This window comes from Pseudomonas sp. PNPG3, from assembly GCF_023093815.1.
Taxonomy (GTDB): domain Bacteria; phylum Pseudomonadota; class Gammaproteobacteria; order Pseudomonadales; family Pseudomonadaceae; genus Aquipseudomonas; species Aquipseudomonas asiatica.
In genome coordinates this window covers 155,101-179,074 of record NZ_JALLKV010000005.1, presented here as the reverse complement: position 1 = coordinate 179,074, position 23,974 = coordinate 155,101, and the positions used below count along the sequence as shown (strand labels likewise).

General features: G+C 53.6%; 28 protein-coding genes and 1 pseudogene. 26 read left to right on the top strand and 3 right to left on the bottom strand.

Annotated elements, in window-relative coordinates; genetic code table 11:
• Nucleotides 1-221 precede the first annotated feature (221 nt).
• From MJ643_RS06190 to MJ643_RS06170, 5 genes are read left to right on the top strand one after another with little or no spacing between them, the layout of a single operon-like run.
• Complete coding sequence (locus MJ643_RS06190) at nucleotides 222-1,409, top strand: tyrosine-type recombinase/integrase (protein WP_208209222.1); 1,188 nt, start codon at nucleotides 222-224, stop codon at nucleotides 1,407-1,409.
• Complete coding sequence (locus MJ643_RS06185; protein ID WP_247726710.1) at nucleotides 1,406-3,799, top strand: site-specific integrase; 2,394 nt, start codon at nucleotides 1,406-1,408, stop codon at nucleotides 3,797-3,799. The genes MJ643_RS06190 and MJ643_RS06185 overlap by 4 nt, the downstream gene beginning before the upstream one ends.
• 3 nt (nucleotides 3,800-3,802) lie before the next feature.
• Nucleotides 3,803-5,890: a site-specific integrase gene (locus MJ643_RS06180; RefSeq protein ID WP_208209220.1), complete on the top strand. Its 2,088-nt coding sequence runs from the start codon at nucleotides 3,803-3,805 to the stop codon at nucleotides 5,888-5,890.
• Entirely contained in the window at nucleotides 5,890-6,402 is a 513-nt protein-coding gene (locus MJ643_RS06175; protein WP_021783586.1) for a hypothetical protein, read from the top strand. Before MJ643_RS06180 ends, MJ643_RS06175 begins: the two co-directional genes overlap by 1 nt.
• Nucleotides 6,399-7,232, top strand: coding sequence for a thymidylate synthase (locus tag MJ643_RS06170; protein ID WP_021783587.1), 834 nt, complete (start codon nucleotides 6,399-6,401; stop codon nucleotides 7,230-7,232). The genes MJ643_RS06175 and MJ643_RS06170 overlap by 4 nt, the downstream gene beginning before the upstream one ends.
• A 121-nt stretch (nucleotides 7,233-7,353) precedes the next feature.
• Here the strand turns inward: MJ643_RS06170 and MJ643_RS06165 are convergent, their stop codons facing one another.
• The gene (locus MJ643_RS06165; protein WP_021783588.1) at nucleotides 7,354-7,845 is read right to left on the bottom strand and encodes a helix-turn-helix transcriptional regulator; all 492 of its coding nucleotides are present in this window, start codon (nucleotides 7,843-7,845) and stop codon (nucleotides 7,354-7,356) included.
• Nucleotides 7,846-8,070: 225 nt separating this feature from the next.
• On the opposite strand from MJ643_RS06165, the gene MJ643_RS06160 reads away from it, so the two are divergent.
• The 20 genes and pseudogenes from MJ643_RS06160 to MJ643_RS06065 all read left to right on the top strand — a co-directional run bounded on the left by MJ643_RS06160 (nucleotide 8,071) and on the right by MJ643_RS06065 (nucleotide 21,531).
• Nucleotides 8,071-8,451: a hypothetical protein gene (locus tag MJ643_RS06160; RefSeq protein ID WP_031322386.1), complete on the top strand. Its 381-nt coding sequence runs from the start codon at nucleotides 8,071-8,073 to the stop codon at nucleotides 8,449-8,451.
• A 3-nt stretch (nucleotides 8,452-8,454) separates the two neighbouring features.
• On the top strand, nucleotides 8,455-8,850 hold the full coding sequence (locus tag MJ643_RS06155) for a hypothetical protein (RefSeq protein ID WP_208209219.1): 396 nt from the start codon (nucleotides 8,455-8,457) through the stop codon (nucleotides 8,848-8,850).
• 87 nt (nucleotides 8,851-8,937) lie between these two features.
• Nucleotides 8,938-9,666 carry a metallophosphoesterase family protein gene (locus tag MJ643_RS06150; protein WP_208209218.1) on the top strand — a complete coding sequence of 243 codons (729 nt, stop codon included), beginning with the start codon at nucleotides 8,938-8,940 and terminating at the stop codon, nucleotides 9,664-9,666.
• Nucleotides 9,667-9,731: 65 nt separating this feature from the next.
• On the top strand, nucleotides 9,732-10,085 hold the full coding sequence (locus MJ643_RS06145) for a hypothetical protein (protein WP_208209217.1): 354 nt from the start codon (nucleotides 9,732-9,734) through the stop codon (nucleotides 10,083-10,085).
• A 119-nt stretch (nucleotides 10,086-10,204) separates the two neighbouring features.
• Nucleotides 10,205-10,990, top strand: coding sequence for an SDR family oxidoreductase (locus tag MJ643_RS06140; RefSeq protein ID WP_021783599.1), 786 nt, complete (start codon nucleotides 10,205-10,207; stop codon nucleotides 10,988-10,990).
• 59 nt (nucleotides 10,991-11,049) lie between these two features.
• The gene (locus tag MJ643_RS06135; protein ID WP_021783600.1) at nucleotides 11,050-11,610 is read left to right on the top strand and encodes a TetR/AcrR family transcriptional regulator; all 561 of its coding nucleotides are present in this window, start codon (nucleotides 11,050-11,052) and stop codon (nucleotides 11,608-11,610) included.
• A gap of 95 nt (nucleotides 11,611-11,705) precedes the next feature.
• Nucleotides 11,706-12,038, top strand: coding sequence for a carboxymuconolactone decarboxylase family protein (locus MJ643_RS06130; RefSeq protein WP_009681453.1), 333 nt, complete (start codon nucleotides 11,706-11,708; stop codon nucleotides 12,036-12,038).
• A gap of 45 nt (nucleotides 12,039-12,083) precedes the next feature.
• A complete protein-coding gene (locus MJ643_RS06125) occupies nucleotides 12,084-12,755 on the top strand; it encodes a DsbA family oxidoreductase (RefSeq protein WP_021783601.1) in 672 nt (223 codons plus the stop codon).
• Between the two features lie 67 nt (nucleotides 12,756-12,822).
• A complete protein-coding gene (locus tag MJ643_RS06120; protein ID WP_021783602.1) occupies nucleotides 12,823-13,389 on the top strand; it encodes an OsmC family protein in 567 nt (188 codons plus the stop codon).
• A gap of 28 nt (nucleotides 13,390-13,417) precedes the next feature.
• Nucleotides 13,418-14,515 (top strand): alkene reductase, encoded by a 1,098-nt coding sequence (locus MJ643_RS06115; protein ID WP_082044636.1) that lies wholly within the window; start codon nucleotides 13,418-13,420, stop codon nucleotides 14,513-14,515.
• Nucleotides 14,516-14,563: 48 nt separating this feature from the next.
• Nucleotides 14,564-14,779 (top strand): 4-oxalocrotonate tautomerase family protein, encoded by a 216-nt coding sequence (locus MJ643_RS06110; protein ID WP_009681449.1) that lies wholly within the window; start codon nucleotides 14,564-14,566, stop codon nucleotides 14,777-14,779.
• 252 nt (nucleotides 14,780-15,031) lie between these two features.
• Nucleotides 15,032-15,871 (top strand): class II aldolase/adducin family protein, encoded by an 840-nt coding sequence (locus tag MJ643_RS06105; RefSeq protein ID WP_009681448.1) that lies wholly within the window; start codon nucleotides 15,032-15,034, stop codon nucleotides 15,869-15,871.
• Nucleotides 15,872-15,943: 72 nt separating this feature from the next.
• Nucleotides 15,944-16,327 (top strand): annotated as a pseudogene (locus tag MJ643_RS06100) (MFS transporter); the annotation flags it as partial.
• Nucleotides 16,328-16,367: 40 nt separating this feature from the next.
• Nucleotides 16,368-17,537, top strand: a complete 1,170-nt coding sequence (locus tag MJ643_RS06095; protein WP_247726709.1) for a (2Fe-2S)-binding protein — start codon at nucleotides 16,368-16,370, stop codon at nucleotides 17,535-17,537.
• A 54-nt stretch (nucleotides 17,538-17,591) separates the two neighbouring features.
• Entirely contained in the window at nucleotides 17,592-18,584 is a 993-nt protein-coding gene (locus MJ643_RS06090) for a PDR/VanB family oxidoreductase (protein WP_046784302.1), read from the top strand.
• 14 nt (nucleotides 18,585-18,598) lie between these two features.
• Nucleotides 18,599-18,865 (top strand): LysR family transcriptional regulator, encoded by a 267-nt coding sequence (locus MJ643_RS06085; RefSeq protein WP_021783614.1) that lies wholly within the window; start codon nucleotides 18,599-18,601, stop codon nucleotides 18,863-18,865.
• Between the two features lie 267 nt (nucleotides 18,866-19,132).
• Nucleotides 19,133-19,366, top strand: a complete 234-nt coding sequence (locus MJ643_RS06080) for a hypothetical protein (protein ID WP_021783615.1) — start codon at nucleotides 19,133-19,135, stop codon at nucleotides 19,364-19,366.
• Between the two features lie 128 nt (nucleotides 19,367-19,494).
• A complete protein-coding gene (locus MJ643_RS06075; protein WP_021783616.1) occupies nucleotides 19,495-19,923 on the top strand; it encodes a S24 family peptidase in 429 nt (142 codons plus the stop codon).
• Nucleotides 19,910-21,190 (top strand): Y-family DNA polymerase, encoded by a 1,281-nt coding sequence (locus MJ643_RS06070; protein ID WP_208209214.1) that lies wholly within the window; start codon nucleotides 19,910-19,912, stop codon nucleotides 21,188-21,190. The genes MJ643_RS06075 and MJ643_RS06070 overlap by 14 nt, the downstream gene beginning before the upstream one ends.
• 98 nt (nucleotides 21,191-21,288) lie before the next feature.
• Nucleotides 21,289-21,531, top strand: coding sequence for an antirestriction protein ArdR (locus tag MJ643_RS06065; protein ID WP_243899820.1), 243 nt, complete (start codon nucleotides 21,289-21,291; stop codon nucleotides 21,529-21,531).
• A gap of 121 nt (nucleotides 21,532-21,652) precedes the next feature.
• Here MJ643_RS06065 and MJ643_RS06060 read toward each other — a convergent pair whose 3' ends face one another.
• Nucleotides 21,653-23,176: a hypothetical protein gene (locus MJ643_RS06060; protein WP_208209213.1), complete on the bottom strand. Its 1,524-nt coding sequence runs from the start codon at nucleotides 23,174-23,176 to the stop codon at nucleotides 21,653-21,655.
• Between the two features lies 1 nt (nucleotide 23,177).
• The gene (locus MJ643_RS06055) at nucleotides 23,178-23,477 is read right to left on the bottom strand and encodes a hypothetical protein (RefSeq protein WP_021783619.1); all 300 of its coding nucleotides are present in this window, start codon (nucleotides 23,475-23,477) and stop codon (nucleotides 23,178-23,180) included.
• A 232-nt stretch (nucleotides 23,478-23,709) separates the two neighbouring features.
• On the opposite strand from MJ643_RS06055, the gene MJ643_RS06050 reads away from it, so the two are divergent.
• Nucleotides 23,710-23,943 carry a hypothetical protein gene (locus MJ643_RS06050; RefSeq protein ID WP_247726711.1) on the top strand — a complete coding sequence of 78 codons (234 nt, stop codon included), beginning with the start codon at nucleotides 23,710-23,712 and terminating at the stop codon, nucleotides 23,941-23,943.
• Nucleotides 23,944-23,974: the final 31 nt, after the last annotated feature.

The window sequence follows — 23,974 nt, the reverse complement described above, 5'->3', positions numbered from 1 at the left end:
AGCTTCAGGGATCAACTGTCGGCTTTGAATGTGGTGTTCATGGATCCCTTACGCTAATAACGCACAGTACGTGCTAGCAGCGTAAAAAAATTTGCCTCTCTGCCGACTTTATCTTGACCTTGACAAGTTGCACATTCTGCATAGGATGGGCGGCCTTCAAAAGGGGGTAGTCGGTGAAGGTTGTAGTCACACAAAATCAAACGATCGACCTAGGCGGGTCGATGCTCAACGAAGACGGGCCACACGCAGCAGGCCTGGCATCCGTGACGGCGGTGGGGCTTTTTGACTCAGAAGAGAGGCTCGTTCCGCTTGTAAGTGAGTACCTCACCCAAGCTATTAAAACCGCGAATCTCTCCTTTGCTTCTGCGGAAACATATGGGCGAAATATCGGCTACTTGCTCGAAAACCTTAAAGGAACTACCACGTTCCACAATTCATCTTGGGATGAAATCCTCCTCAATGTAAGCCAGCAGGGAATCGCCAGATACTTCATTCATCTGCGCGAGGTTGAAGGTTTGTCGTCGGTAACTATCCGGAACAGAGATGGTTGTTACGCTGCCCTATTCAACGACTTCTTGTGTGTTGGCCGCAATCATCAACCCGCTCTGCGAGAAGATAATCCGTATGCAGCTGGATTCATTTCCCCGCCGCCGAAGAAGAAACTGATCGAGCCATGTTCGCTCAAAGATCTGAAGGCACTCATCTTGAGCACTGAAAGTGAAAGGGAACGGGTTCTCCTGCAGACAATTTTTGATGCGGGTATTCGTCGGAGCGAGGTTGGCAGGATTACTCTTGGTGCGGTCAACAAAGCCCTGGATTTCTCCCGCGCTAACTTCATCGGTGAAAACGATATTGAGTGGATACATCCCGATTATTGCCCACTTTTCATCGAGGGTAGCAAGGGGCGCGGGCAAGAGCTTAAAGAGCGATATGCAATTGTGAGTAAGTCTACGCTTGAACGTATCAAGCGCTATCATGCTACTCCTTTGTACCGAAAATACGCGAGACAGTATGAGTCCGCCGATGTCACTCCCTGCTTTTTCAACTCAGAGGGCTCTCCATTCAACGCTGATTCTGTCAGCAAACTGCTTGAGCGGGTATCGGAGCGAGCTATAAAAAGTAAGCGGCTAGATCGCAGTGTCTCTCCGCACAAGCTTCGCCATGGACATGGGTACGAAATCATGACCAGCCCTGACTTGGGTAAGACCTATTTGGATAATCTGGTCGCGGCTCAGTTGTCGTTGGGGCATAGCAGCAGCGCCACTACCGAAAGGCATTACCTTCAACTTCCGCAAGAAGTCTTCCGCATCTGCCACTCCTCTAATGGAAAGATAGCAACTAAGGCAAGTAGCATGGCGGCCCTCGCTGCCGAGACCGCGCTCAAAATCCGTTTGGGAGATAAAAAATGACTACTCATGAGCGCGCCATCGGAGGCATGCGGGTATACAGCTGGTTGAAGGAGCTGGAAGAGGATCCGCACGGTTACTACGAGATCGAACTGAGTGATAATGATAGCGGAATGTATGCTCCGCTCACGCTGAGTGCTTCTTATATTGCAAGCAAAGATCTTAACCCGTCACTTGAAGTATTCGAGTTGGCGGAACAGAAAATCATCTTGGATATGTGCATCAGTGGCGCAATCCATCTTGGTGAGTCTGCTGCGGGGTGCAATTGGCGCCTCAAGGTCTTGGGTTGGTACAAGAGCCTTCCAGAGGAGGATAAGCGCAAGCTTCCTATTTTCGGCAACAAGCTGAGCATTCGTCGCGGTCTTACATTGGTGCCAGGCTTAGAGGGCATTGAGTCCCACCTGAGTCGCTACGCTAGCGTTGCCAGCGCTTATAATGAAATCAACGAAGATCTGCAGCGCCTTGGAGTAATCTCCAGCGACTACCAAACTGTCAAAGAGCGGCGCGAAAACAAAGAAGAATACGTTCCTCAGGAACCTATCCTCGTTGATTTTAAGCGCCTGCGAATGAAAGAGTTCGTGACCGTAGCCGACCTTGAGGCAGCCTCAGAGGTTAAGCCATTCAATGATCTCAAGCATGCATTTGCAATTGCTTCGTTGAAAACGGCGAGCGATTCGGGCGAGCAGAACTACCTCGACGCATTTAACCTTCTGTCGCGGTTTTTCCTTGAGCGGGGGCTCACCGGAAGCGAGCCCATAGCTGTCACCTTGGATGCTTTCATCCTTCCCCGTGTCTACAGCCATCTGGAGCAGATGATAGTTCGTGGAGAGTTGTCTCCAACCTTTGCCAATACCTTGCTCAGTGCGTTCCGCAAAACGCTCACCACCATCAAGAATCTTAAGGGCTACGCTGGGCCTGACTTTATGAACTGTCAGGGGTTCGATGCTGATCGAGTCACGGATCAGTACCGTCCGTATACCAGTTCCGAGCGTCGACGGATCGCCGCATGCGTAGATGAAGACATCTTGCGCAACAACGCGCTCGCGCAGCCCTATCTGTTATCCGGTGTCGGTGAAGACCCAGTCGGTGCCAACGGCCAAGTGAAGAAAGGATTTAGTACGCTCGAGAACGCCCGATGGATATTTGAAAACAAACTTAATTGCAGTGTGGTTGGAACCAGGACTTACACAAGGTCTAGTGGTGATATTTATATCGATGCGTTTTGGAGGATCGTTGACCGGTCTGGTATAGGTCTTCGTGAAGTCTTGGAAGGCTGGGGTACGCATTATGTTATTGATAACCAAGTTATCGCACCGTTTGCGATTAAATTGGGACAAATAACGGGTCTTAATGCGGATTCGCTAAAATATCTGAATTTAGGCGACTTCGAGCCGCAGCATGAGCTGACTGGGCGTGCCTGCTTGAAATATTGGAAGGAGCGCTCAGGTGGCGGAAAGGTGATGCCCGTTGATCTCTTTGATGCGGATATCACTTGGCTCACCACTTCTCAGGCTGAAGCGGTAGCGAAGGTCTTCAAGGACGTGGAGGCCCTCACTGAGGGGTTCCGTGGCGCTGCGCCTGAGAAAGCGAGAAACAGCCTATTCATCTGGCAATCGAGTTCGCCCGGCGCTTTCCTTGAGGTTAAGTCGTTTACCACGGGTAAGAACGGGTTCGTAACGTCTGTCTTCAACAGCTACGCGCAACGTAAAGGCATCCTCAGCGATGAAGGCACCCCGCTGAACCTGACACCTGCGCGCCTGCGTCCGAGCTTTATCAGCGAGCTTGTAGAGCGTGGTGTACCGATTCGTGAGATCCAGCTGATCTTGGGCCACAAAAACATCAAGACTACCCAAGCCTACCTCGATCGCATGGACTTCAATACCTTCGCGCGTGTCAAGCTCGATGTAGCGCTACGGGAGCTCCACGATCGTGCGGTTGAGGCGGCAGATCTGGCTATTGCGCCCAAGCAGCACGAGACACAATTCGAAAATCTTATCGAGGTCGTACAGATCGATGCGCCAGCGGTGATCTTCAAGACACCCTTGGCAAGTTGCAAAAACATCTTCAACCCCCCAGATTTCATCAAGAGGTTGAGCACTTATGTACCTGGGCGACCATGCTCCATGTACAACATGTGCTTGGGCTGTGAGAACGTTTTGCTCACTGCTTCCAACCTACCTGAGCTATTTGCCATGGAGCGGGATTATCGAAAACTTGCTGAGGTCAGCCGAGTCATGGATACCCCTTATGGGCATGTAGTGCATGAGAATTTGTCGCTGCTCGAAAGTATCCTCGGTGATAAATCTGATTTTACTGCTGAAGAGCTTGCCGAGGGGCGTCGATTCGCTGAGTTTGTAGATACTACCATTCTTATTGATGGTGTGGGGTTGTAATTTATGGAGCAGATCGAATTTGCAACTCTTCTGTCTTTTGCCAAATACCGTGAAGCCGTATCTGCGGCCTTGCTCCAATCAAAGTCAGAGGATAATGGTGTTGCTTCAAGTGAAGCACTGAGCTTTCTGAGTTATATCCAGTCATTACAGGTATCGAAGCTTTCCGCCTTTGTTTCGCCGGTCTGGGATTTTAATGCTGACTATCCGAATGCATCTCGGCATACTCGTGGCGTGAAGCATCGGATGGACTTTACCAAATACCCGAATATTCCTGAGTTTGCGATGCTTGAGCTGCGAGCTGCCTTCATACTTATTTTGAAGGGAGTCAGTGGAATTCCGGAGCAAGGAAAATCTGTACGAGTATCTAAGGCGCTCCCAAAACCAAACACAGTGATCCCTAAATTTGAAGCCGGGTTACGATTCTTGGATAAAATCTATTGGGCTGCAATCCAAGAGCTTGGAAAGGAGCATGTCGAGCGCGAATTGCTTTCGGTTCACATGCTGCCTTTCCACTTGTACGAGGAGGCTGCGAAAGATTTTGAGTATGTGTTTGATCAGGCTCTGGAAGGTTTCTTCAAAGGGCTGCGCTCTGGATATCTTGTAGAAAATATCTTCGGCTCAAGCCTGCCCGTTGTTAATCTTTCAACTCTAAAATGGAAAGCGCTCGGTAAAGCCAAACGTCCTGAAAAAGAGAAAGAAAATAAGCGGCAAATACTTCAAAATGACGTGTTTGAAGTGTCCTCCCTCGCGTCATCGTTGGCCATCGTTGATTTTTTGGATGCTATGGGCGAGGAAGTGATTGATACTGCTACCCTTAATCGGCGAAACAGTAAAGGTGTTTATCTTGCGAAAGAGCAAGGTGCCTGTCGGCTGAAGTTTAATTTGTACATCTACAAGCGGCTTGAGCAGAAAGGTTTTCCTAAGCACGAGATTTCAAGAATAATTGGTTGCGATGACTTTAGAGCAAGTCGTTATTTTAGCGTGGTAGCACCTTATGCTCTTAAGCTTTACTTGTTGGACACAGGCTCCCCAATTGATGATGATTTCAGGCGTTATTTGAATTATGTGAACTACGCTTGCTTGTATATCATTGGGCAGTACACCGGCATGCGTCCTTCGGAGTATACCGAGCTTCTGGCTAGTTCGTGCCTTATTTTCGATGGTTCGTACTGGGTTTTGAGAAGCAATGTCAGCAAGCATGAAGACAACCTTGTAGAACTTTTCGATGACTTCTGGTTGGCTATTCCGATAGTTCGAGATGCTGTGCGTGTTGCACAACTTCTTGCCAAATATAAGAATAATGATTTTATCTTCTCGAACGTCGATACGGTGCTCTTTGGTATGCTGGGTCAGCCGCTGAGTAGTGCGGGAACCAAGGCTACACTCGATAAATTTTTCGAAAGAGTTCTGACTGCTGAGCAGTTTTCAGATCTTGAATTCAATGCTTACATGATGCGGCACACGCTAGCCTATCAGCTCTATCGTGCTGATGTGGGCCTGCCTTTCATCTCTCACCAGCTGAAGCACTTTGGCGAAATCGTAGGGGTTGGCCATTCCGAGCGGGGCTTCAGTAAGACGACTCTGGGGTACGGTGAAATCGCTGAAATGCTGACGAAAAGTGGCGGTAGGGGCGTAAGCGGCAAGTCCTTACGCCATGTCGCCGAGGTTGAGAGCATCAAGCAGCGATTCGATCCTGATGGGAGTTATGCCGGTGTGAACGCTGCAGCGCACAAGGAGCGTTTGCAGAGGGTATTCAAAGGGTACATGGCGTCCGGACACACCAAGGACGATATCTTCGAGGCCATGGCTGAACAGCACATCGCTGTCATCAGCGTGGGCCAGGGCTTCTGCTACGGCGGCGGGCCCATGGAGTTCGATGAATCGATCCCCTGCATCGGCGGGCTTCGCTGCAACCCGAACCGTTGCGAAAATGCTGTCGTCAGCAAGGCCAACGCCCCTGCCTGGCGAGATGTGTATTATCAAAACAAGAAGCTGCTGGAGAACCTTGAGTACGCCCATCTGCATGCCCAAAGCAAAGCTGCAATGGAAGAGGCCTACGGGGTGCTTGAGCTGCTGGGAGAAGAACTCTGATGACGGATTCCCACGCTTTCGATCAGAAAAACAAAGAAGATTTTGATCGTTATTCTGAGCTGCTCGCGCAAGCGCTTCTGGATATCGCGGCGAATGACTCACTGAAAGCAACGGCGGCAGAACTGAGCCGGCTAACGGGTATTCACCGCAATACTATCAGGCAGCGTGTATGGCCTCTGGAACGGCTGGAGACCATCAAAGAAAACCGGCGCATTGAAGTTCTTCGCCAACAGGTCACAAAAAAGAAACCAGTTGATCCTGTGGTGCTTCTGACTGAAAAGCTGGAGAACGCAAGGGTTGAGATTCTTCATTGGTTCACTAAGTGCAGGGATGCGGAGGAAGAGCATCAGAAGAGCGAAAGAAAATATATTAACATGGTAAGTTCTCGAGATACTTATCAAAACCTTCTGGCGGATGCTAACAAGCGGCTCTTGGACTCGCAGAAGGAAATTGATAGACTCAAGCAGGTTATCAGTATCCTGGAAGCTGCCCAGGCGGAGAAAATTTCATGAAAAGCTACCTGGAACTACTGACAGATGTTCTAGAAAACGGTGCGGTCAAAGATGATCGCACTGGTACCGGTACTGTGAGTGTCTTTGGTCGTCAGTTTCGCCATGACTTGTCGAAAGGCTTTCCATTACTTACAACTAAGAAGCTGCATTTCAAGAGTATTGTTAATGAGCTGATTTGGTTCCTTAATGGTGATACCAATATTAAGTGGCTCAATGAGAATGGCGTGAAGATTTGGAATGAGTGGGCCACCGAAGACGGTGATCTAGGCCCGGTCTATGGCAAACAGTGGACAGCCTGGCCTACCAAGGACGGCAAGACGATCAATCAGATCGACTATGTCGTCAATGCGCTGAAGACGAACCCTAATAGCCGACGGATCTTGTTCCATGGGTGGAATGTCGAGTTCCTCCCTGATGAGAAGGTGAGCCCGAAAGAGAACGCCAAAAACGGCAAGATGGCACTCCCTCCGTGCCACCTGCTGTACCAGTTCTATGTTGTGAACAACAAGCTGTCTTCACATTTATTCATCCGTTCGTCCGACAGCTTCCTCGGCCTACCATACAATACGGCGTCCTTGGCGTGCTTGACCCACATGCTGGCTCAGCAGTGCGACCTGGATGTAGGTGAGATCGTGATTTCGTTGAGTGATGTCCACATCTACTCCAATCACATGGAGCAGGTGAAAACTCAAATCGCTCGTGAGCCTCGGCAGCTGCCTGAGTTGAAGCTGCTTCGCAAGCCGGCATCGATTTACGATTACAAGTTCGAAGATTTCGAACTCGTTGGCTACGACCCGCACCCTCACATCGCGGCAGCCGTCTCGGTCTGATTGACCTGGCATACGATTACCGGCCCTATGGGTCGGTTGTCGTGTTCAGCTGACTTCCCGCCGGCAGTACAACTCGGGGAGCCTACAGCGCCCCCTGGTGAGAATTTGAAGGCTCAACTGCTCAGGCCTTCCGCTCCCCCGCTGGCATGTGCCAGAACTTGTGGACGGTGGAATAAGGCATCCCCAGCTTCACTGAGGTCGCTTTCTGGCTGAGGCCTTCAGCCTTGCAGTCGAGGATTGCTTTGATCCTGTCTGGAGGAGTCGGCGGCTTGCCGGATTTGGCTGCTATCAGACTCCCATTCGAGAATTGCGCAGGCAGGCTTTCCATCACACGCATCTCACGAAGCTTACTCAGCTCTGTCCAGAGGTGCGTCATGAACTCTTCAAGTTGTTCTTGGCGCTCGTAGCAAGCGGCAGCTGCGAGGAGTGCTACCGAGTCGACGTCCAAGCGTTTACTGATGTCTTCGAGCATCTCGAAGCTGATGTTGGATTTCGCGTGCTCGATCCTGTGCAAATGCCGAGGCTCCACCGTGGATGCGAGCTGTTCTTGGGACAGGCCGCGAGCGGCACGAGTGGTGCGGAGCACGGCTGCCAGGGTGTATCGCGTTGGCATGGTAGAGCTTTCCGCAAAGGGAAGCATAAGGCCACACTGAAAATTCTACATCCACGTACTATAGGCAGTGAATGTAGAATGGTGTTATGGTGGCGCCATCCGTTCCCGCATGTGGCTTTTGTTCTCAAAGCACGATCATCCGTGGGCGCGAGATTGTCAATTTATATGAATTGTTTAAGGGCGAAGTGCTAGCTAGATGCCCGCGATTGATAGGTGGAGTGTGTTGTGCTGGTCACCCAAAGAACCGAACTACGAGGGCAGTTTTTAGCTCTGGACAGCCTGAATTTGTTTTGGGATTCAGCAAGCCTCAATCCTGATTGCTATTACTTTGTCGTTGAAGGAAGTGGCTTCGTTAATGGCTGTTTAGGCCCCTCCGTGCGTTTGGTGTCGAGCGTTGAGGTTGTAGATTCCCTCTGCAAAGGGGATGCAGTGGATTTTTTAAGCGTTAATAAAGTCCAGCTACTCGCCCCTCCAGCGATGACCAATCAATCCGAGTTCTCGATGAAGCTGCTCTCCGAAATTCGGATCAAGGAAGGTACCCAGCCGACCCCGGTGTACGAATTTGTCACGAGTGATGGCCACGTCTATTCGAGCGCGAGAGGCTGAATCATGGTCATCTCGTTGGATGAGATAACGGAGTTTCTTTACGGCGCCGGGGAGCTATTGGAGGGTTGGACAGGTACGAGAGTTGACCTAGTTCAAGCTGCGCACGAACGCTTTTCAGGTAAAGCGTTTTGCCTGGTGCAGCGCTGGATTCTGGTAGATCTGCCTCCGGAAGAGGTTGAGACGTTACCGAATGGAATAGCGCCCATGGTGATCTTTGCCCATGACGTGATCCATGACAGCCGGAGGCGCTTTGCGCCACGCTCCTGGGTGAGATCCACGTATGCGGTTTCGTTCGAGCACCCGTGCATGTTTGAAACGAAAAGCACGGTCTACCTTCTCGTCGGAGATGGTTACAGGAAGCAGGCGAAGCTCGAGCTGGTTTTGTCGTTGCAGCCGTAGAGCATTCCAGATTTTTGAGCCCGGCCCCCTCTGGGTGGCCTTGGATGGGCGACGTAGCCTTCCGCAGCGTGGAGTACGGGGTTCCGTATGAAGGTTTTGGTTTTTTCTGATTTGCACTTGGAGTTTGCTGACTTCCAGCCACCTTTAGTAGACGCGGATCTCGTTGTACTTGCAGGCGACATTTCAGTGCGTAGCCGGGGTGTGCATTGGGCAAATGAGGTCTTCGATTGCCCGGTGATTTATGCCTGCGGCAACCACGAGCATTACGGCGGAAACGTTGACCGGACGTTGGCCAAAATGTGTGAGGCTGCTGCGCACCACGTGCATGTGCTGGACAACCAGAGCATCGTCATTGGCGGCGTCCGTTTTTTGGTCGCTACGGCTTGGACGGATTACACCGCAACCGGTGATTACAGGGCCGCGATGCGGGAGTGCGCAGAGTGGATGACTGACTTCAAACGGATCCGCGTCGGTACCGGCTACAGCAAGCTTCGCCCAGTCGACCTCATTGCCCGGAACATTGCTGCTCGTGCTTACCTGGCCTCAGAGCTCGCCAAGAGCTTTGACGGTTCGACCGTCGTGGTCACGCACCATTGCCCTATCCCTGAGGTCGCCGGGAGTGGTCATGAGGGTCACTTGGGGGCTGCTTATTTCAATGCTTGGCACGACTTGGTAGCGCAGGCCGACGTGTGGATTTTTGGTCATACGCATCACGCGGTGGACAAAGTCGTTTTTGGCTGCCGTGTGGTCTCCAATCCGAAAGGATATCCGGGTGAGCGTACGGGGTTTTCTCCGGAGTTCACCGTCGATATTTGAAAGCCGCTTAAGCGGTCAGCACCAAGTGCATTGGTATGGTTTAGACGCATTAACAGGATGTGTGAATGGCAGATCAAATCAAGGAATACTGCGGTGAAGAGCTCTCTACTTTTCAACTCAAACGGGTCATCCGGGCAATGGCTCAGAAGTACCCTATGCCCATCACGGCTTACCTGAGTGATGTGGTCATCTCGTCCGACTGCGCGCTCGGTGTTGTTTTTGGTCAGATGATTCAAGGACATGGGTCGCACATGCGTGGCTACACGCTGAGGACGGAGCCGATCTACACCCTGTCGAAGATAGGGCGGTATTGGGTGATCTCCTCGAAATGCGGGAATTACGTGCTGACGACCTTCAGGCGCGGCACAGGCCGTGACAGCCTTCGAGCATTGATCGCAACAGCCGACGAGCCGGATTAGCGCCCCCTCGCGGCGTCATCCACTCCCTCTGACCGATCACGACAGGCGGTAGCTTGACACCCAAATCACGCAGGCCTAATCTACCTACCAGTAGATAGACAAGCGAGAAGGTACTACTCATGCAGTTCAAAGGTCGTAAGCTTCTGGTTGTAGGTGGTACGAGCGGCATCGGTCTTGAAACCGCACGTATGGTGGCGGAACAAGGCGGCTCAGTCGTGATCGTGGGTAACCGTGCCGAAAAGGCCGAAGCGGCCCGTAAAGAGCTGGCAGCTCTGGTAGGTGAGAATAAGGTCATTGCTTATTCGGCTGACCTCACCGACTTCGCTAGCGTGAAGGGATTGATCGAGAAACTGGCTGCCGAGCACAAGGACATTGATCTGATGGTCAACTCCGCCGGCATCTATTATCCAAAGGCCTTCGTTGAGCACTCGTTGGAGGACTACGACAACTTCCTCAACCTCAATCGCGCCATTTTCTTCCTGACCCGTCACGTAGCTGCAGAATTGGTCGCGCAGAAAAAGCATGGCTCGATCGTAAACGTAACTGCTGCTGCTGCCCGCCAGGCCGTTGAAGGTGTACCCGCATCAGCTTACTCAATGGCCAAGATCGGCCTGGACACGCTCACTCGCCACGCAGGTGCAGAGTTGGCAGAGCATGGTATCCGCGTGAATTCGGTAAGCCCTGGCATTGTGGAAACCAAGATTTTCGAACGCTTCATTCCTGGTGATCAGCTGGATGGTGCCCTGAAGGACTTCAACAATTTCCACCCGCTGGGCCGCAACGGCACTCCGCGTGATGTCGCTGAATCGATCGTCTTCCTGCTGTCGGACAAGGCGTCGTGGGTAACTGGCGCGGTGTGGGATGTTGACGGCGGGGTCATGGCCGGTCGTAAGCAAGGCAAGTAACATACTGGTAGTGGCCGGAATCGCTCTTTTCTGGTCGAGCGATTGTGGCAGGAGAATTTATGACACTGGCAACACGGGACGCATTGATTCAAACCGCTGAAGGGCTGATGCGTACCAAGGGGTATGCGGCATTCAGCTATGCAGATCTTGCCGATGCGGTAGGTATTCGAAAGGCGAGCATTCACTACCACTTCCCGACGAAGGAAGACCTTGGGATTGCGATCGTTGAAGAATATGTATCTCGGGTGGAGGCTGAGTTCGAACGTATCGAAATCAATCACCCAAGTGCACTGGACAGACTTCATGCGTTTTTCGTGTTGTTCCATGCCAGTACTGAAGGTGGGCTTCTACCACTGTGTGGTGCGCTGGCCGCTGAAATGGCTGCGTTGCCCGAGGGGCTGCAGCGACAAACGCGCAGGTTTTTCGATGTGCAGCTGTCCTGGTTGACCGGAGTCATGGAGCAAGGAATCGCCTCAGGAGAAATCACCCGAGGTAGGGGCTCCAGAGAGAAGGCTTATTTGCTGTTGAGCATCCTTGAAGGTTCCAGCTTTATTAACTGGGCCACCAACGAAGATGACCATGTGAACAAGGCAGTAATTTGGATGATCGCAGAGTACTGATCTCTGCAAGAGCACAGGGTCGAAGCGCTGTCCGTGTCGGCCCATTTTTTGGCTAATCTTACCTATCAACTAGTAGGGTGGTAATCATGTCTAGCATGCCTAATTGGGAACAAACCATCACCGACGTCAGTGCCCGCCTGAAAGAGTTCGGCGCACATTCGCCTGACACCCTGCGGGGCGTGGCAATGCTCGGTAACGCCGGCAACAAAACCAATCACCTGGACGCGAAGACTCGCGAGCTGATCGCGCTGGCGGTGGCAGTAACGACTCGCTGTGACGGCTGCATCGCGTTCCATGCAGCGGAAGCCAAGAAGCTTGGCATCACGACCGAGGAAGTCGCTGAGGCACTTGGAGTAGCAGTGAACCTGAATGCCGGCGCGGCGGTTGTTTACAGCACCCACGTGCTGGATGCCATGGATCGTAGCTGATAGCCCAGGCCGTTCTTTGTGACAGCAAAGGTGCAGAGGAAAGTTATGAAAAAGATCACGGTTGAAGTCTATTCCGACTTTGTCTGTCCCTGGTGCTGGATAGCAAAGAAGCGATTGGAGCAGGCAATCGGCGCTCTTCCGAGCGACGTAGAGGTTGAAGTTGTACCCAGGGCCTACCGCTTGGCCAAAGGCATGCAGCCCATCGCATTCGAGAAGGCACTGGTGCTGAAGACAGGTAGCCGGGCTCGTGCACAGGTCTTCATGGAAGCTATTCAGGAAGTCGCCTCTCTTGAGGGCTTGGACTACCGCTTCGATGTGATGCGTTTCGGGGACACCAGTGCGGCGCATCAGTACGTGAAAGCCATTTCGAGTCCGACGCTACAGGCGAAATATGTAGAGCGACTCTACGCAGCTGGAACTACAGAGGGGCGCGACATTTTCGATGAGCGAACACTTAGAGATCTTGCAGCTGAAGTTGGTGCTGCTGACCTCTTTGGATTCGATTCTTCGGAAGCAGCGATTCTCAGCGATGAAGCAACCGTTAAGGGCCTTGGCACCGGCATCCCATTGTTCGTTGTCAATGGCAACCGCTATCTCTCAGGGGCCCAAGAGATTGAGGTGTTCTCCAAGGTGCTGAAATCAGCTGTTGAGGATCTTTCGAACGATGGAGAGAGCGTGAGTGGAGCAAGTTGCTCGATTTCTGGTTGCGAGAGCTGACCAGGCCATCGCCTTCACCTGTTTTTTATTTCTGATTTTTTATCCACGATTTTGAGAGGAACTGAAAATGGACAAGCATCTCAACGGTATCGATGTCGCTGCTCTGCAAGCCTTTGCACAGGGCGTCGCTGAAGATCCAGCCAAGCGTCACGCACGCTTCAAAATCAACACCAAGTGGGAACATCAGACCCGCACCGTGGCGACCATTGACCGCTTCCACCTGAGCGGCACCGACTACCCACGAAACGTCCAGATCGCGGCTGATGAGCCGCTGGAGCTGCTGGGTACCAACTCTGCCCCCAACCCGCAGGAGCTACTCATCTCTGGCCTGAACGCCTGCCTCTCAGTTGGCTATGTGGTGAACGCGTCGGCCATGGGCATCACTATCCACAGTCTGGAAATCGAAACCAGTGGCGAGCTGGATCTGCGTGGCTTCCTGGGCCTGGACGAAAGCGTCAACCCAGGCTTTGACGAGATGAGCTACGTGGTGCGCATCCACACCGATGCACCTGCAGAAAAAGTGGAAGAGCTGCATCGCATCGTCACCAAGACTTCCGTGAACCTCGCCAACTTCTCGAAGGCCATCCGCATGGTGCCCAAGCTGGAAGTTATCGCTGGTCAACCAACCGCCTGATTCACGAAGTTGTTTGCAGAGGTAGATCATGAAAAAGCTGTTTACTCCTTACGACCTGGAAGGCCTCAAACTCGCCAACCGCGTTGTGATGGCCCCAATGACCCGCACCCGGACGGAAGACAATGTGCCGTCCGAGCTGACCGCTCTGTACTACGCGCAGCGGGCCTCGGCGGGCCTAATTATCACTGAAGGCCTGCCGATCTCCGACGAGGGGCGCGGTTACCTGTACACCCCCGGCATTTACACCGACGAGCAGACCCGCGCTTGGCGCGAGGTAACTGATGCCGTTCATGCTAAAGGCGGCAAGATCTTCGCCCAGCTGTGGCATGTAGGCCGGATGTCTCACGAATCGCTGCAGCCTGGCAACGCAGCGCCTGTTTCGGCAAGTGCCGAGCCTGCTGTGGGCACTACGGTTTACGCCTGGACTGCACCCGGTGTGGCTGGCCCGGTCGCACCGAGTGTCCCGCGTGCTTTAACTGTGGATGAGATCCACCGCGTGACCGAAGACTTCGTTGCCGCCGCACTGCGAGCGGTGGATGCGGGCTTCGATGGTGTGGAGCTCATGGCGGCTAACGCATTCCTGTTCGACCAGTTCCTGAGCAGCCAAATCAACACGCGTACCGATGAGTACGGCGGCTCGATTCAAAACCGACAGCGCTTCTTGCTGGAAACGGTCGACGCGATTGCTGATGCCATTGGCAGCTTCCGTGTCGGTGTTCGTATCTCGCCGTTTGGGCGCCTGTATGACCTTCGCCCGTACCCGGAAGAGGAAGCAACCTGGAACAGTGTTGCTGCCGAATTGAACGAGCGCGAATTGGCCTTCGTCCATCTGAACTACCAGCCAACACTGGACGCGGTTCCATTCCCGGATGGTTTCTACAAGCAGTTCCGCTCGCTCTATAAGGGCACGGTCATTGGCGCAGGTGGCTTCACCGCTGAGCTGGCAGAAGCGGAGCTGCAGAACGGCAATCACGATCTGATCGCCTTCGGCACCTCCTACATCGCCAACCCCGATCTGGTGGAGCGGATGCAAAACGGCTGGCCTCTGGCCCCCAGCGATCATTCCACGTTCTACGGTGTGATCGGGGCAAAAGGCTACACGGACTACGCGCCTTACCAGGCTTGATCAGGCGTGTTGATCATCGGAATACCCAATAACTGAAGGAGTGCGGTTATGCCATTGGTAACTGTGAAAGGCATCGAAGGTGTTTTCTCTGCGGAGCAGAAGGCAGAGATCATCAGCAAGATCACCGACGCCATGGTCTCGGTTGAAGGCGAGAAAATGCGTGGTGTGACCTGGGTCATCTTCGAAGAGGTGAAGAGCGGTGACTGGGGCATCGGTGGTGAGCTCATTACCACTGACAAAGTCAGAGCTATGCAAAACGCCTGACAACCTTCCAATGCTGCATCGCAGCATCAGTGCAATGTGCCCTGGCGTTTACTCGCTCCAGGGCATTTTGCGTTTCAAGGGCTGAATTACGATCAGGCCCTCGAGAGCTTTCGTAGTGCCGGCTTCATGCCGTAGATGCCAAACAGCGAAGACTGAATTTTATTGAGCCTTGCTTGAAAACGGATCGTTTGTCACCCCCACGCCAGATCGAGACCATGACGTCACCCCAAACAATAACCAGAGGTGGTAATCGTGGAATCGGTACTCAAACTTGACCCAACCGCAGGCGGTAAGAAGCGCATTTCGATTTATCAGCCTGAACAGGAAGGGCTCATCTTCCCCGAGATCCCTGAGTTCAAGAACTTCGAAGAAGAGCGTCAGTACCGCAAGAAGCACCTGGTGGCTGCGTGCCGCGCATTCGCCGAGCACAGCCTCGATTACGGCTTTGCTGGTCACCTGACTGTCCGTGATCCAGAGTTTCCTGAGCTGTACTGGACGAACCCGATGGCCGTTCACTTCTCACAGGTCAAGATGTCCAACCTGATCCTGGCCGACCACAAGGGCAAAGTGGTTCAGGGTGACTACGCCATCAACCGTGCCGGTTTCGTGTTGCACGCTGCCGTCCACGAAGCGCACCCGGACATCGTTGCGATGTGCCACGCTCACACCATCTACGGTGGCGCATGGGCCTCCACCGGGCGTCCGCTGCTGCCGATCACCCAAGATGCTGCCGTGTTTTTTGAAGACCACGTCGTCATCACTGCAGAAGCCGGCGCCGTTGCGGTGGAGACCAAGGCTGGTAACGCCGTCTGCGATTACTTCAAAGACGTGCGCGCTGCTATTCACCAAAACCACGGCCTGCTGACCGCGAGCCGCCACAGCATCGACGAAGCCGCATTCTGGTTCATCGCTCTGGAACGCTGCTGCCAGCAGCAGTTGCTGATCGAGGCCTCTGGCATCACACCAAAACTGGTGTCGCCAGAACGTTGCCGCTACAGCCGTGAGAACGTGGGCAGCCCCTTCATTGGCTGGCTGCACTTCCAGGCGCTGTACGACAAGATCGCGGCTGAGCAGCCTGACATGTTCTCGTAACGCCCTCTGGCGCTGTCCGTCCGGGCGGCGCCTCTTCCTTACCGCACAATAACAATGACTGGAGATAGGCAGATGCCTAATGCTCTTGATGCTGCCTGCGTCCCCGATTCGCGTTCCATTCCGGACGAGTCAAAGCTGTACGCGCGCTTAACCCTTCGACTGATCCCCTTTCTCTTTCTGTGCTACGTGTTCGCTTACCTGGATCGGGTGAACGTCGGCTTTGCCAAGTTGCAGATGCTCGACGAACTCAAGTTCAGCGAGACCGTGTACGGTCTTGGGGCCGGGATCTTTTTCTTCGGTTACTTCATCTTTGAGGTGCCGAGCAACATGATGCTGCACAAGATCGGCGCTCGTCGGTGGATCGCCCGCATCATGGTCAGCTGGGGGGTACTGTCAGCCTGTATGGTGTTCGTACAAACGCCCGCCATGTTCTACATGCTGAGATGCCATTCAGGAGAAGGGCATCAAGTGCTGCTATCACGGTATGGTCTTCGATGTGGATGGTGCCTGCCTCCATGTCCCGTTCCCTGCCGGCGAGGAAAAGGAAGGCGAGAAATATGCCTGCTCTATCCGCCAGGGTGCCTATAAGGCGTTCGAGCGTCACGGGTTGGTGTTCGCCTACATGGGCCCGCCTGATGAAGAGCCGCCGTTCCCCGAATGGGAGCAGAATTTCACTGTGATGGAAGGCGACGAGCTGGTTCCGTACAGCAACTTCCAGCACTGCAACTGGCTGCAGGTGCAGGACAACGCGGCGGACAACTTCCATCCAACTGCCCTGCACTCGGCGAAGAACGTCGTGGGCGGCCAGTTCCAGGGCACCACCTTCGACGAAGTCGGCGCCGCCTCGATGGAAGTCGCTCCGGACATGCAATTCATCCCGGTTCACCAGGGTCGTAGTCTGGCCTGTGCGGGCGCTCGTCGCGTGAACGACGACCGCATGTTCCTGCGTATTCAGCATCAGGTATTGCCGAACCTCAGCCTGCATGCCTACACGTCGGAAGACGGTTCGGCGAAGAAGCTGTTCAGCCGCTTCCACATCGTCCGCTGGACTGTTCCTGTGGATGACGAAAACTCCAAGATGATTGGTTGGCGCGTCATGGGCCCAGGCATCGACACCCGTGGCGTCGGTGACAAGAGCATGGTCGGGTACGAGACCATCGACTTCTTGGAAGGCCAAGTGGCCATGCGTCGTCCAGAGCGCTTCGGCAAATACAAGCTCGAAGACATTCCACCGATTCCGTCCAACCACCGTGAACGTCACAATTACAAGGAAGCTCAGTACGCTCCAGGGGACTACGAGGCCATCATCAGCCAACGTCCAATTGCGGTGCACTCGCTGGAGAACCCGACCAAGTTCGACGCCGGCCTGTATGCGTTCCGCAAAATGCTGCGCGATGGCATCCGTGGCACCAACCCGCAAGCTGCGGCAGCTGGTTTCGCCCAGTGGCTGCGTGACATGGGCGGTGAGCCGAACAGCTACTGCACCGGCAACGTGTTCAACATGCCCAGAGCCGCGACTCCGGAACAAGAGGTTATCAATCGCCGCAAGCTCGCAAGGGAGGCAGTGGCCATCCTCACCGAAGCTGACAAGCTCAAGGGCAAGGAGCGTGCGGATTTCGTCACGGCACGGTTCGAGCAGTTGGAACAGAGCTTCAAAGAACAATAAGAAGAAAGCGCGGGCCCTGGGCTACCTGGGGCTCCCGTGCCTTGGTGAGAGGTGATGACGATGACATCTTTAGCAAATCCCAACCCAGCGTTGCTGGAACTGTTGATCCGTCGCGTTACCCGCGAAGCCCAGGGGATCAACTCATACGAGCTCGTTGATCCGAATGGTGGTGCGCTTCCACCATTTACAGCCGGCTCACACATCGACATCCATCTGCCCAATGGAATGGTCAGGCAATATTCGCTGAGCAATTCGCCCGCCGAGCCTCATCGCTACGTGATTGGTGTACTGCGTGATGAGCGAGGGACTGGCGGCTCCATCGCGGTTCATCAGCTGCATGTCGGTGAAACCGTGAGGGTCAGTGTGCCGCGTAACAACTTTATGCTGAGCAAGGAAGCTCGCAAGTCCATCCTCTTGGCCGGTGGCATCGGCGTCACGCCCATGAAATCGATGATGCATGCACTGGAGTCGGCGAAGCAGGAGTATGAGCTCCACTACTGTTGCAAAGGCCCCGAGTTCGCTGCGTTTTCAGAGGAGATGGAAGAGCTGATCGGGGAAGGAAAGGTCGTCCTTCATTTCGATGGCGGGGATCCATCCAAGAGCTTCGACCTACAGTCATTCCTGAAAGACGCCCCCGAAGGTTGCCACGTGTATTACTGCGGGCCTGCAGGCTTCATGAACGCGTGCAAGGAAGCCGCTGCTCATTGGCCTGCTGGCACAGTTCACTTTGAGCACTTCAAGGCACCCGTGAAAGCACCTGAGCCGGCAAGCGCGGAGCAGAGCAATGGTTCGTTCGTCGCACGCATAGCCAGCAATGGCGAAGAGATCGTCGTCCAGGCCCACGAGAATCTCGCGCAGGTGCTCCAGGATGCGGGTTACCCAGTCGAGACTTCATGCCAGTCGGGACTGTGTGGCACCTGCAAGATTCGTTATCTGGAAGGAGAAGTCGACCATCAGGACTACATCCTCGACGACTCCGAAAAAGGTAGCTGTCTGACGGCGTGCGTTTCGCGTGCGAAGTCCAAGCTTCTAGTGCTTGACCTGTAGGCCTGGTGAAACACATGAACGTCACCAAGCTGGAAAGCTTTCTGGCGACTGTTGACCTGGGAACAGTGAGCGCCGCTGCGGCACAGCTCGGCATTGGTCAGCCGGCTGTCACCAAGCATCTGAACGCGCTGGAGGCAGAACTGGGCGTCGAGTTGTTCGTTAGTGCATCACGGCGAACGCTGCTCAGTCCTGCAGGCGCGAAAGTGTTATCCACAGCGCGAGTGATCGTCGCGGCAGTGGATTCGCTGCGAGCCGAGCTGGAAACGGCACGGAGCCATTAAAGGTTGCATATGGAACTTGGCCCCGGTGAGGTACTGCCGGGGCATTTTTTTGCCTTGCATCCATGGGTATGAACAACCCCGTTCAGCACGTTGTGCCTATTGTACGCGACACCCACCCATCCTGTTGAATCTCCAATCAACAAGCCTAGCTCGGCAGGTCTGGGTTGCCGCCTGTAGATGATTCCAGGTATGTCCGGCAGCCACAGCATGAGCGGTCTTGATGCTTTCACATATCGGTACTAATACTAAGGTACTGCCGGAAGAGGGATGATCATGCAGACGCGATTTGTTGTGGTTCCTGCTGTACCAGTGGAGAAAGAAATCTTCCCTCGTCGCACCGGCCTTCCCACCGCTCTTGGAGCAGGCTACGACCTTTACGATACCCATCAGAAAACTCGGCTCACCTGTAATTTCTCAACACGCGCCGAAGCTGATTACGAATGTTCCTGCAGAAACAATCAGCAGGCCGCGAGTGGGGCGAGCTATGCAGGGCATGGCTGAAACCATCACAGATCCCCTCAGAAAATCGCCCTGAATTTTCCTCAGCTTTCATGAGCTGACCAGGTGGCGTTGACCAGGTGCCATCAAACCGTTTAACTGTACGCATATACAGTAAAGGCGTTTTCGTCATGATCACTTTCCTTGGCTCGCTCGACCCCAGCACCACAGAGCTCCCTCTGTACTCATTTCAAGTGCCGGCAGGCTTTCCGTCTCCTGCTGCAGACCACATGGAGAAGCGGCTCTCCCTGGACGAGCTCTTCGACATCCGAGCCCCACACATCTACCTCGTCAGGGTTGAAGGCGACAGCATGATCGGTGCTGGTATCTACCCTGGAGACCTTGTGCTGGTCGACCGCTCCATACCGCCAGAGCCAGGTCATATTGTGATCGCTGCGGTGAACTGCGAACCGCTGTGCAAGCGCTTAGGTCGTGAGGGCACCCAGGTAGTGCTGCGTTCCGAGAACCCTCGTTACCCGTCTAGGTATCTCCTGGAGGGTGAGGAGCTCGAGATCTGGGGTGTGGTGACCTACAGCGTGCGTAGCCATGCCAAGCTCTGATCGCGTATTTGCCCTCATCGACTGCAACAGCTTTTATGCGAGCTGTGAACGGGTGTTCCGCCTCGACCTTCGCACCAAGCCCGTCGTAGTGCTCAGCAACAATGATGGCTGTGTGATAGCAAGAAGCGCGTGCGCGAAGCCATTTGTGAAGATGGGCGAACCGTACTTCCAGATCAAAGACAAGCTCCGTAAGCACGGCATTGTGGCGTGTTCGTCCAACTACTCGCTCTATGGCGATATGAGTGAGCGGGTCATGTCGGTTATCGAGTCCATGGTGCCCGCTGCCGAGGTCTACAGCATCGACGAAGCCTTCGCTGAGCTCACGGGCATCCCTGGAGACCTCGAGCGCCTGGGCCGGCAGATCCGAGCGGAGGTCTATCGGCGTACAGGTATCCCTGTTGGAGTCGGCATTGCCTCGACAAAAACGTTGGCGAAGCTGGCCAACTACGCTGCCAAGAAATGGCAGAACCATACCGGTGGTGTCGTCGATTTGCGCGATGACGTGAAGCGCAACTGGGTGCTCAAGAAGTGCGATGCGGGAGACGTCTGGGGTATCGGTCGTCGCCTTTCCGCCCACCTGGCGGCTATGGATATCCGCACTGCTTGGGAGCTGGCTCATGCCGACGCCTGGTCGCTCCGAAAGCAGTTCAGCGTGGTGGTGGAGAAGACCGCCAGGGAGCTGGCCGGCACTTCGTGCCTCGAGCTGGACGAGCCTGCCCCACCTAAAAAGGAGATCTGCTGCAGCCGTATGTTCGGTACCCGACTGACCGAGCTAGCTCCGATTAAAGAAGCGGTGGCCACCTATACGTCCAGGGCTGCCGAGAAGCTTCGTGCCCAGCATTCGCTCTGCAAACGGCTACGGGTGAGCATCCGCACGGGTATGTTCAATCCGGACGAGGCGAAGTATGCCAACGGCGTCCTGGTCGAGCTGCCATATCCAACGGACGATACGCGTTTGCTGACAAAGGCAGCGCAGGAGGGCGTGGAGCGAGTATTCCGTGAAGGTTTCCGCTACAGCAAGGCAGAGGTGTTGCTGCTCGACCTCAGCCAACCGAACGAAATTACGGGTGACCTGTTTGCGGCTGCTCAGCCGGTGGCGACCGAGAAGCTCATGGGTGTGCTCGATGCGGTGAACGGCAGGTGGGGCAAGGGGACGATGCGGCTGGCAAGCGTGCCAGTGGATCCCTCATGGGGCATGCGCCGGGAGATGATGAGCCAAAGCTTCACCACACGAGTTGACGAGCTATGGACTGTCTACTGCAAGTGAAAGGCTAGGACAGCGGTAGGCTTGTTGGTGAGTTTTTTCCGCTGCTGAGTGCCTGACATTTAGAGCTAATAAAGGGTACATCGATCTATGAAGGCTTTTTGGAATGCACTGCGCGTAACTGCTGCCGGTGGCGAGCAAAGAATGAAGAGTACCGGGGCGGGATCGTGATGATCTGGGAAGGAGAGGTATACGCTTGGAAAGATGAGGTTCGAGATCCTCAATGCGAACGACCAGGAGTATACGCAGTTGATGAAACGGGGCAAATCTATATCGCAGTAGGCGGTGATGACTACAACGGAGCAGAACGCTGGCTGGTGAAGCAGCCAGCGGTAGATGATTAACCAAGTTTCAGTTGAGCAAATGCTCAGAGCCTTTCTCGTTGAACTGTCCTGATCGGAAACAATTGTATAGATTCTCCTGTGATGGTTTAGGGTCGACTGTCGCCATCGATGTCAGTACGGTTTATTTTGCTGTTCGATGGCCAGTTTGGCGAAGGGCACTAAGTGTACAATCTCGCATTATGCATATGAAGGTACAGATGTGCATGAACGCAGTCTTGCAGCTATAAGGCTTGAGCATTTTAGGCAGCTCGGCTAGGAGCGCGGTACGTCTTGCCTTGACTTCAGCTTGTCCAAGGAAATAATCCGGGCGTATATAATTTGATTTTCCATCGACGGCATTTGTTGCGATGGAGAATAATGATGCTAGGTATGCCATCGCTTTTGTGTCCATATCGCGGTAGGCGCTGGTTAGTTGTACCTTATTGGCTTCTACGCCCAAAGTTAAATCTACTCCCGCGTCCATCAGTGCGCTCTGGAACGCTTTGTACACGGGTACTTTTACATAGGTTTCCCCGGGGATACTTATTTTTATATTTTTATGCGCAAGGCGCAAATGGTTCAAAATTACTGCCGATATGGCCAAGTACTGGGGTGTTCTATTTCCTTCAAAATATATATCTCTTTCTTCGTCAGCTTTCTCAATGGTGATGGGGCAGTGCTTCAAGCCATAAAGCCAAATCAAACACTCTGCCTCTGCCAGCAGGTCATCCGGCAAATGATTTGAATTTTTATCAAATGCTTGGGTTACTCGCTCGCCAATCTGATCCCAAGACATTTGTAAATTAAGCCTGAGTAGCTCTGGAGGGAGGTGATTTAAAATATCCAAGTTGAGTTTGTGTGTTTCCTCCCAAAACGAGCTTTCGGAGTCAAGGAAGAAGTCTTTTAGCAGCCGAATCCGAGCCATGTCCTTTTCAGCGTCTGGTTGAGACTGCTCTAACATCAGTAAGAAGCCATCTTTGGCGCGCTCAATTGCATCCGCTAAGCCAAAATCAGGGGGTATGTCCGATGGCCAGTGTTTATAGCCATTTGTGCCATCCATTCGGCCATTGATTTTATTCGATTTTGCTAAAAGCTCGCGCTGACGGGCAGTAATATAGTTAGTGGTGTACGTCGACATCAGGGATCCGAGCTTTTCGAAAGTCCCGCCATCAAACACATCGCCGGTTATGTTCTCCAATAATGGTTTGGCTGAGTCAAGTTGTGCGGCTGGAATACCATTTTTAAGTAACGTAATGTAGTTGCGAGATAATGCGAGCTTCTCTTTGTGAGTCAAGCTGCCAGGGGCGCTAGAGCCGAATACAGCGCTCATTGTGGGTTTGGAACGACTGACAATCGATCGCCACTTTTTGTTTTTCGCAGACATTGAGCGCGCTAAAACCAAAAGCTTTGCTCGTTCAAATTGTAAGAGCTGGTCTGAGTTTTCGGTCGTCGTGAGTTCCGAGCCCAAAATCTGATCAGGCTCAATCTTGTAGCTTGCCAGTAAATCTTTGAGTGGCTCATAAATCTTCTCAGACGCCTGGAATCTGGCGTAGATGTAGTCAGCAAAGTCTGATTTATCGAACGGCTCCATCGGATCAAGGGCGTCGATTGAGGTCGCAGGGTCGTAGAGTGCGGGTTCGGTTGGGGCAACGTGTTTCTCGCTCATGTCACTCATCCTTGTTTTCGATGCGCTGAATCACCGCAGGGGTTTGGGCGGTGTCTATGGCTAAGCGGCCAAATCCGGCATCCGCCCGCATCTGCGAAAAAACGGGGCTGCCTTGCTGAAGCTGATCAAGCATCTCGAACTGGTCAGTCGCGGTGCGAACAGCCATCGGTATGGATAGCTGAGTGGTGTTGATCAGTCGTTGAGCCATCAGGCCAATGACCTGCAGGTCGCCTACCTCCTGACGAAGCTGAGTGAAATGGTACATCTGGCGACCTGGTGTGAAGACGACGTTCTTGCTCATGATAGGCTCCGCTATGGGGTTACATTGGGTGCTTCGAAGATAAGCTTCCTGATGAGCCCTGCAGAGGATCGAATCTTAAGAATATGGGTGAAGGTGGGCCTGTCCCATGGCAGCGGACGCAAAAAGCGTCGCGTTCCCGAAGGGGCTACAGGCCGCGATTAAATGCCGTTCTTGGGTCGCCTCGTTTGGCGAGTAGGTATCACTGCCTCGATGGAGCGCAAGCGTGATCAGGATGATATTTGGACTGATATTTTGGGCTGCCGTGACGCTTACCGTCTTAGCCGCAACCTTCATTCCTTTGTTGATAGTAAGCCTATTCGTCCTGACGGTGCTCATCGGAGGCGACAGCCTGGTAAGCCCATTGGTCGTCTACGGGATCTTCCCTACGGCGGTCGTAGCTACTGCATACCTGATGTACCGCTACGGCCGGCAGATCGCCGATTTCGTCCTATCCATCTCGCCCTAAAGGGCTCATCCGGGATGCTGCAACTGAGCAC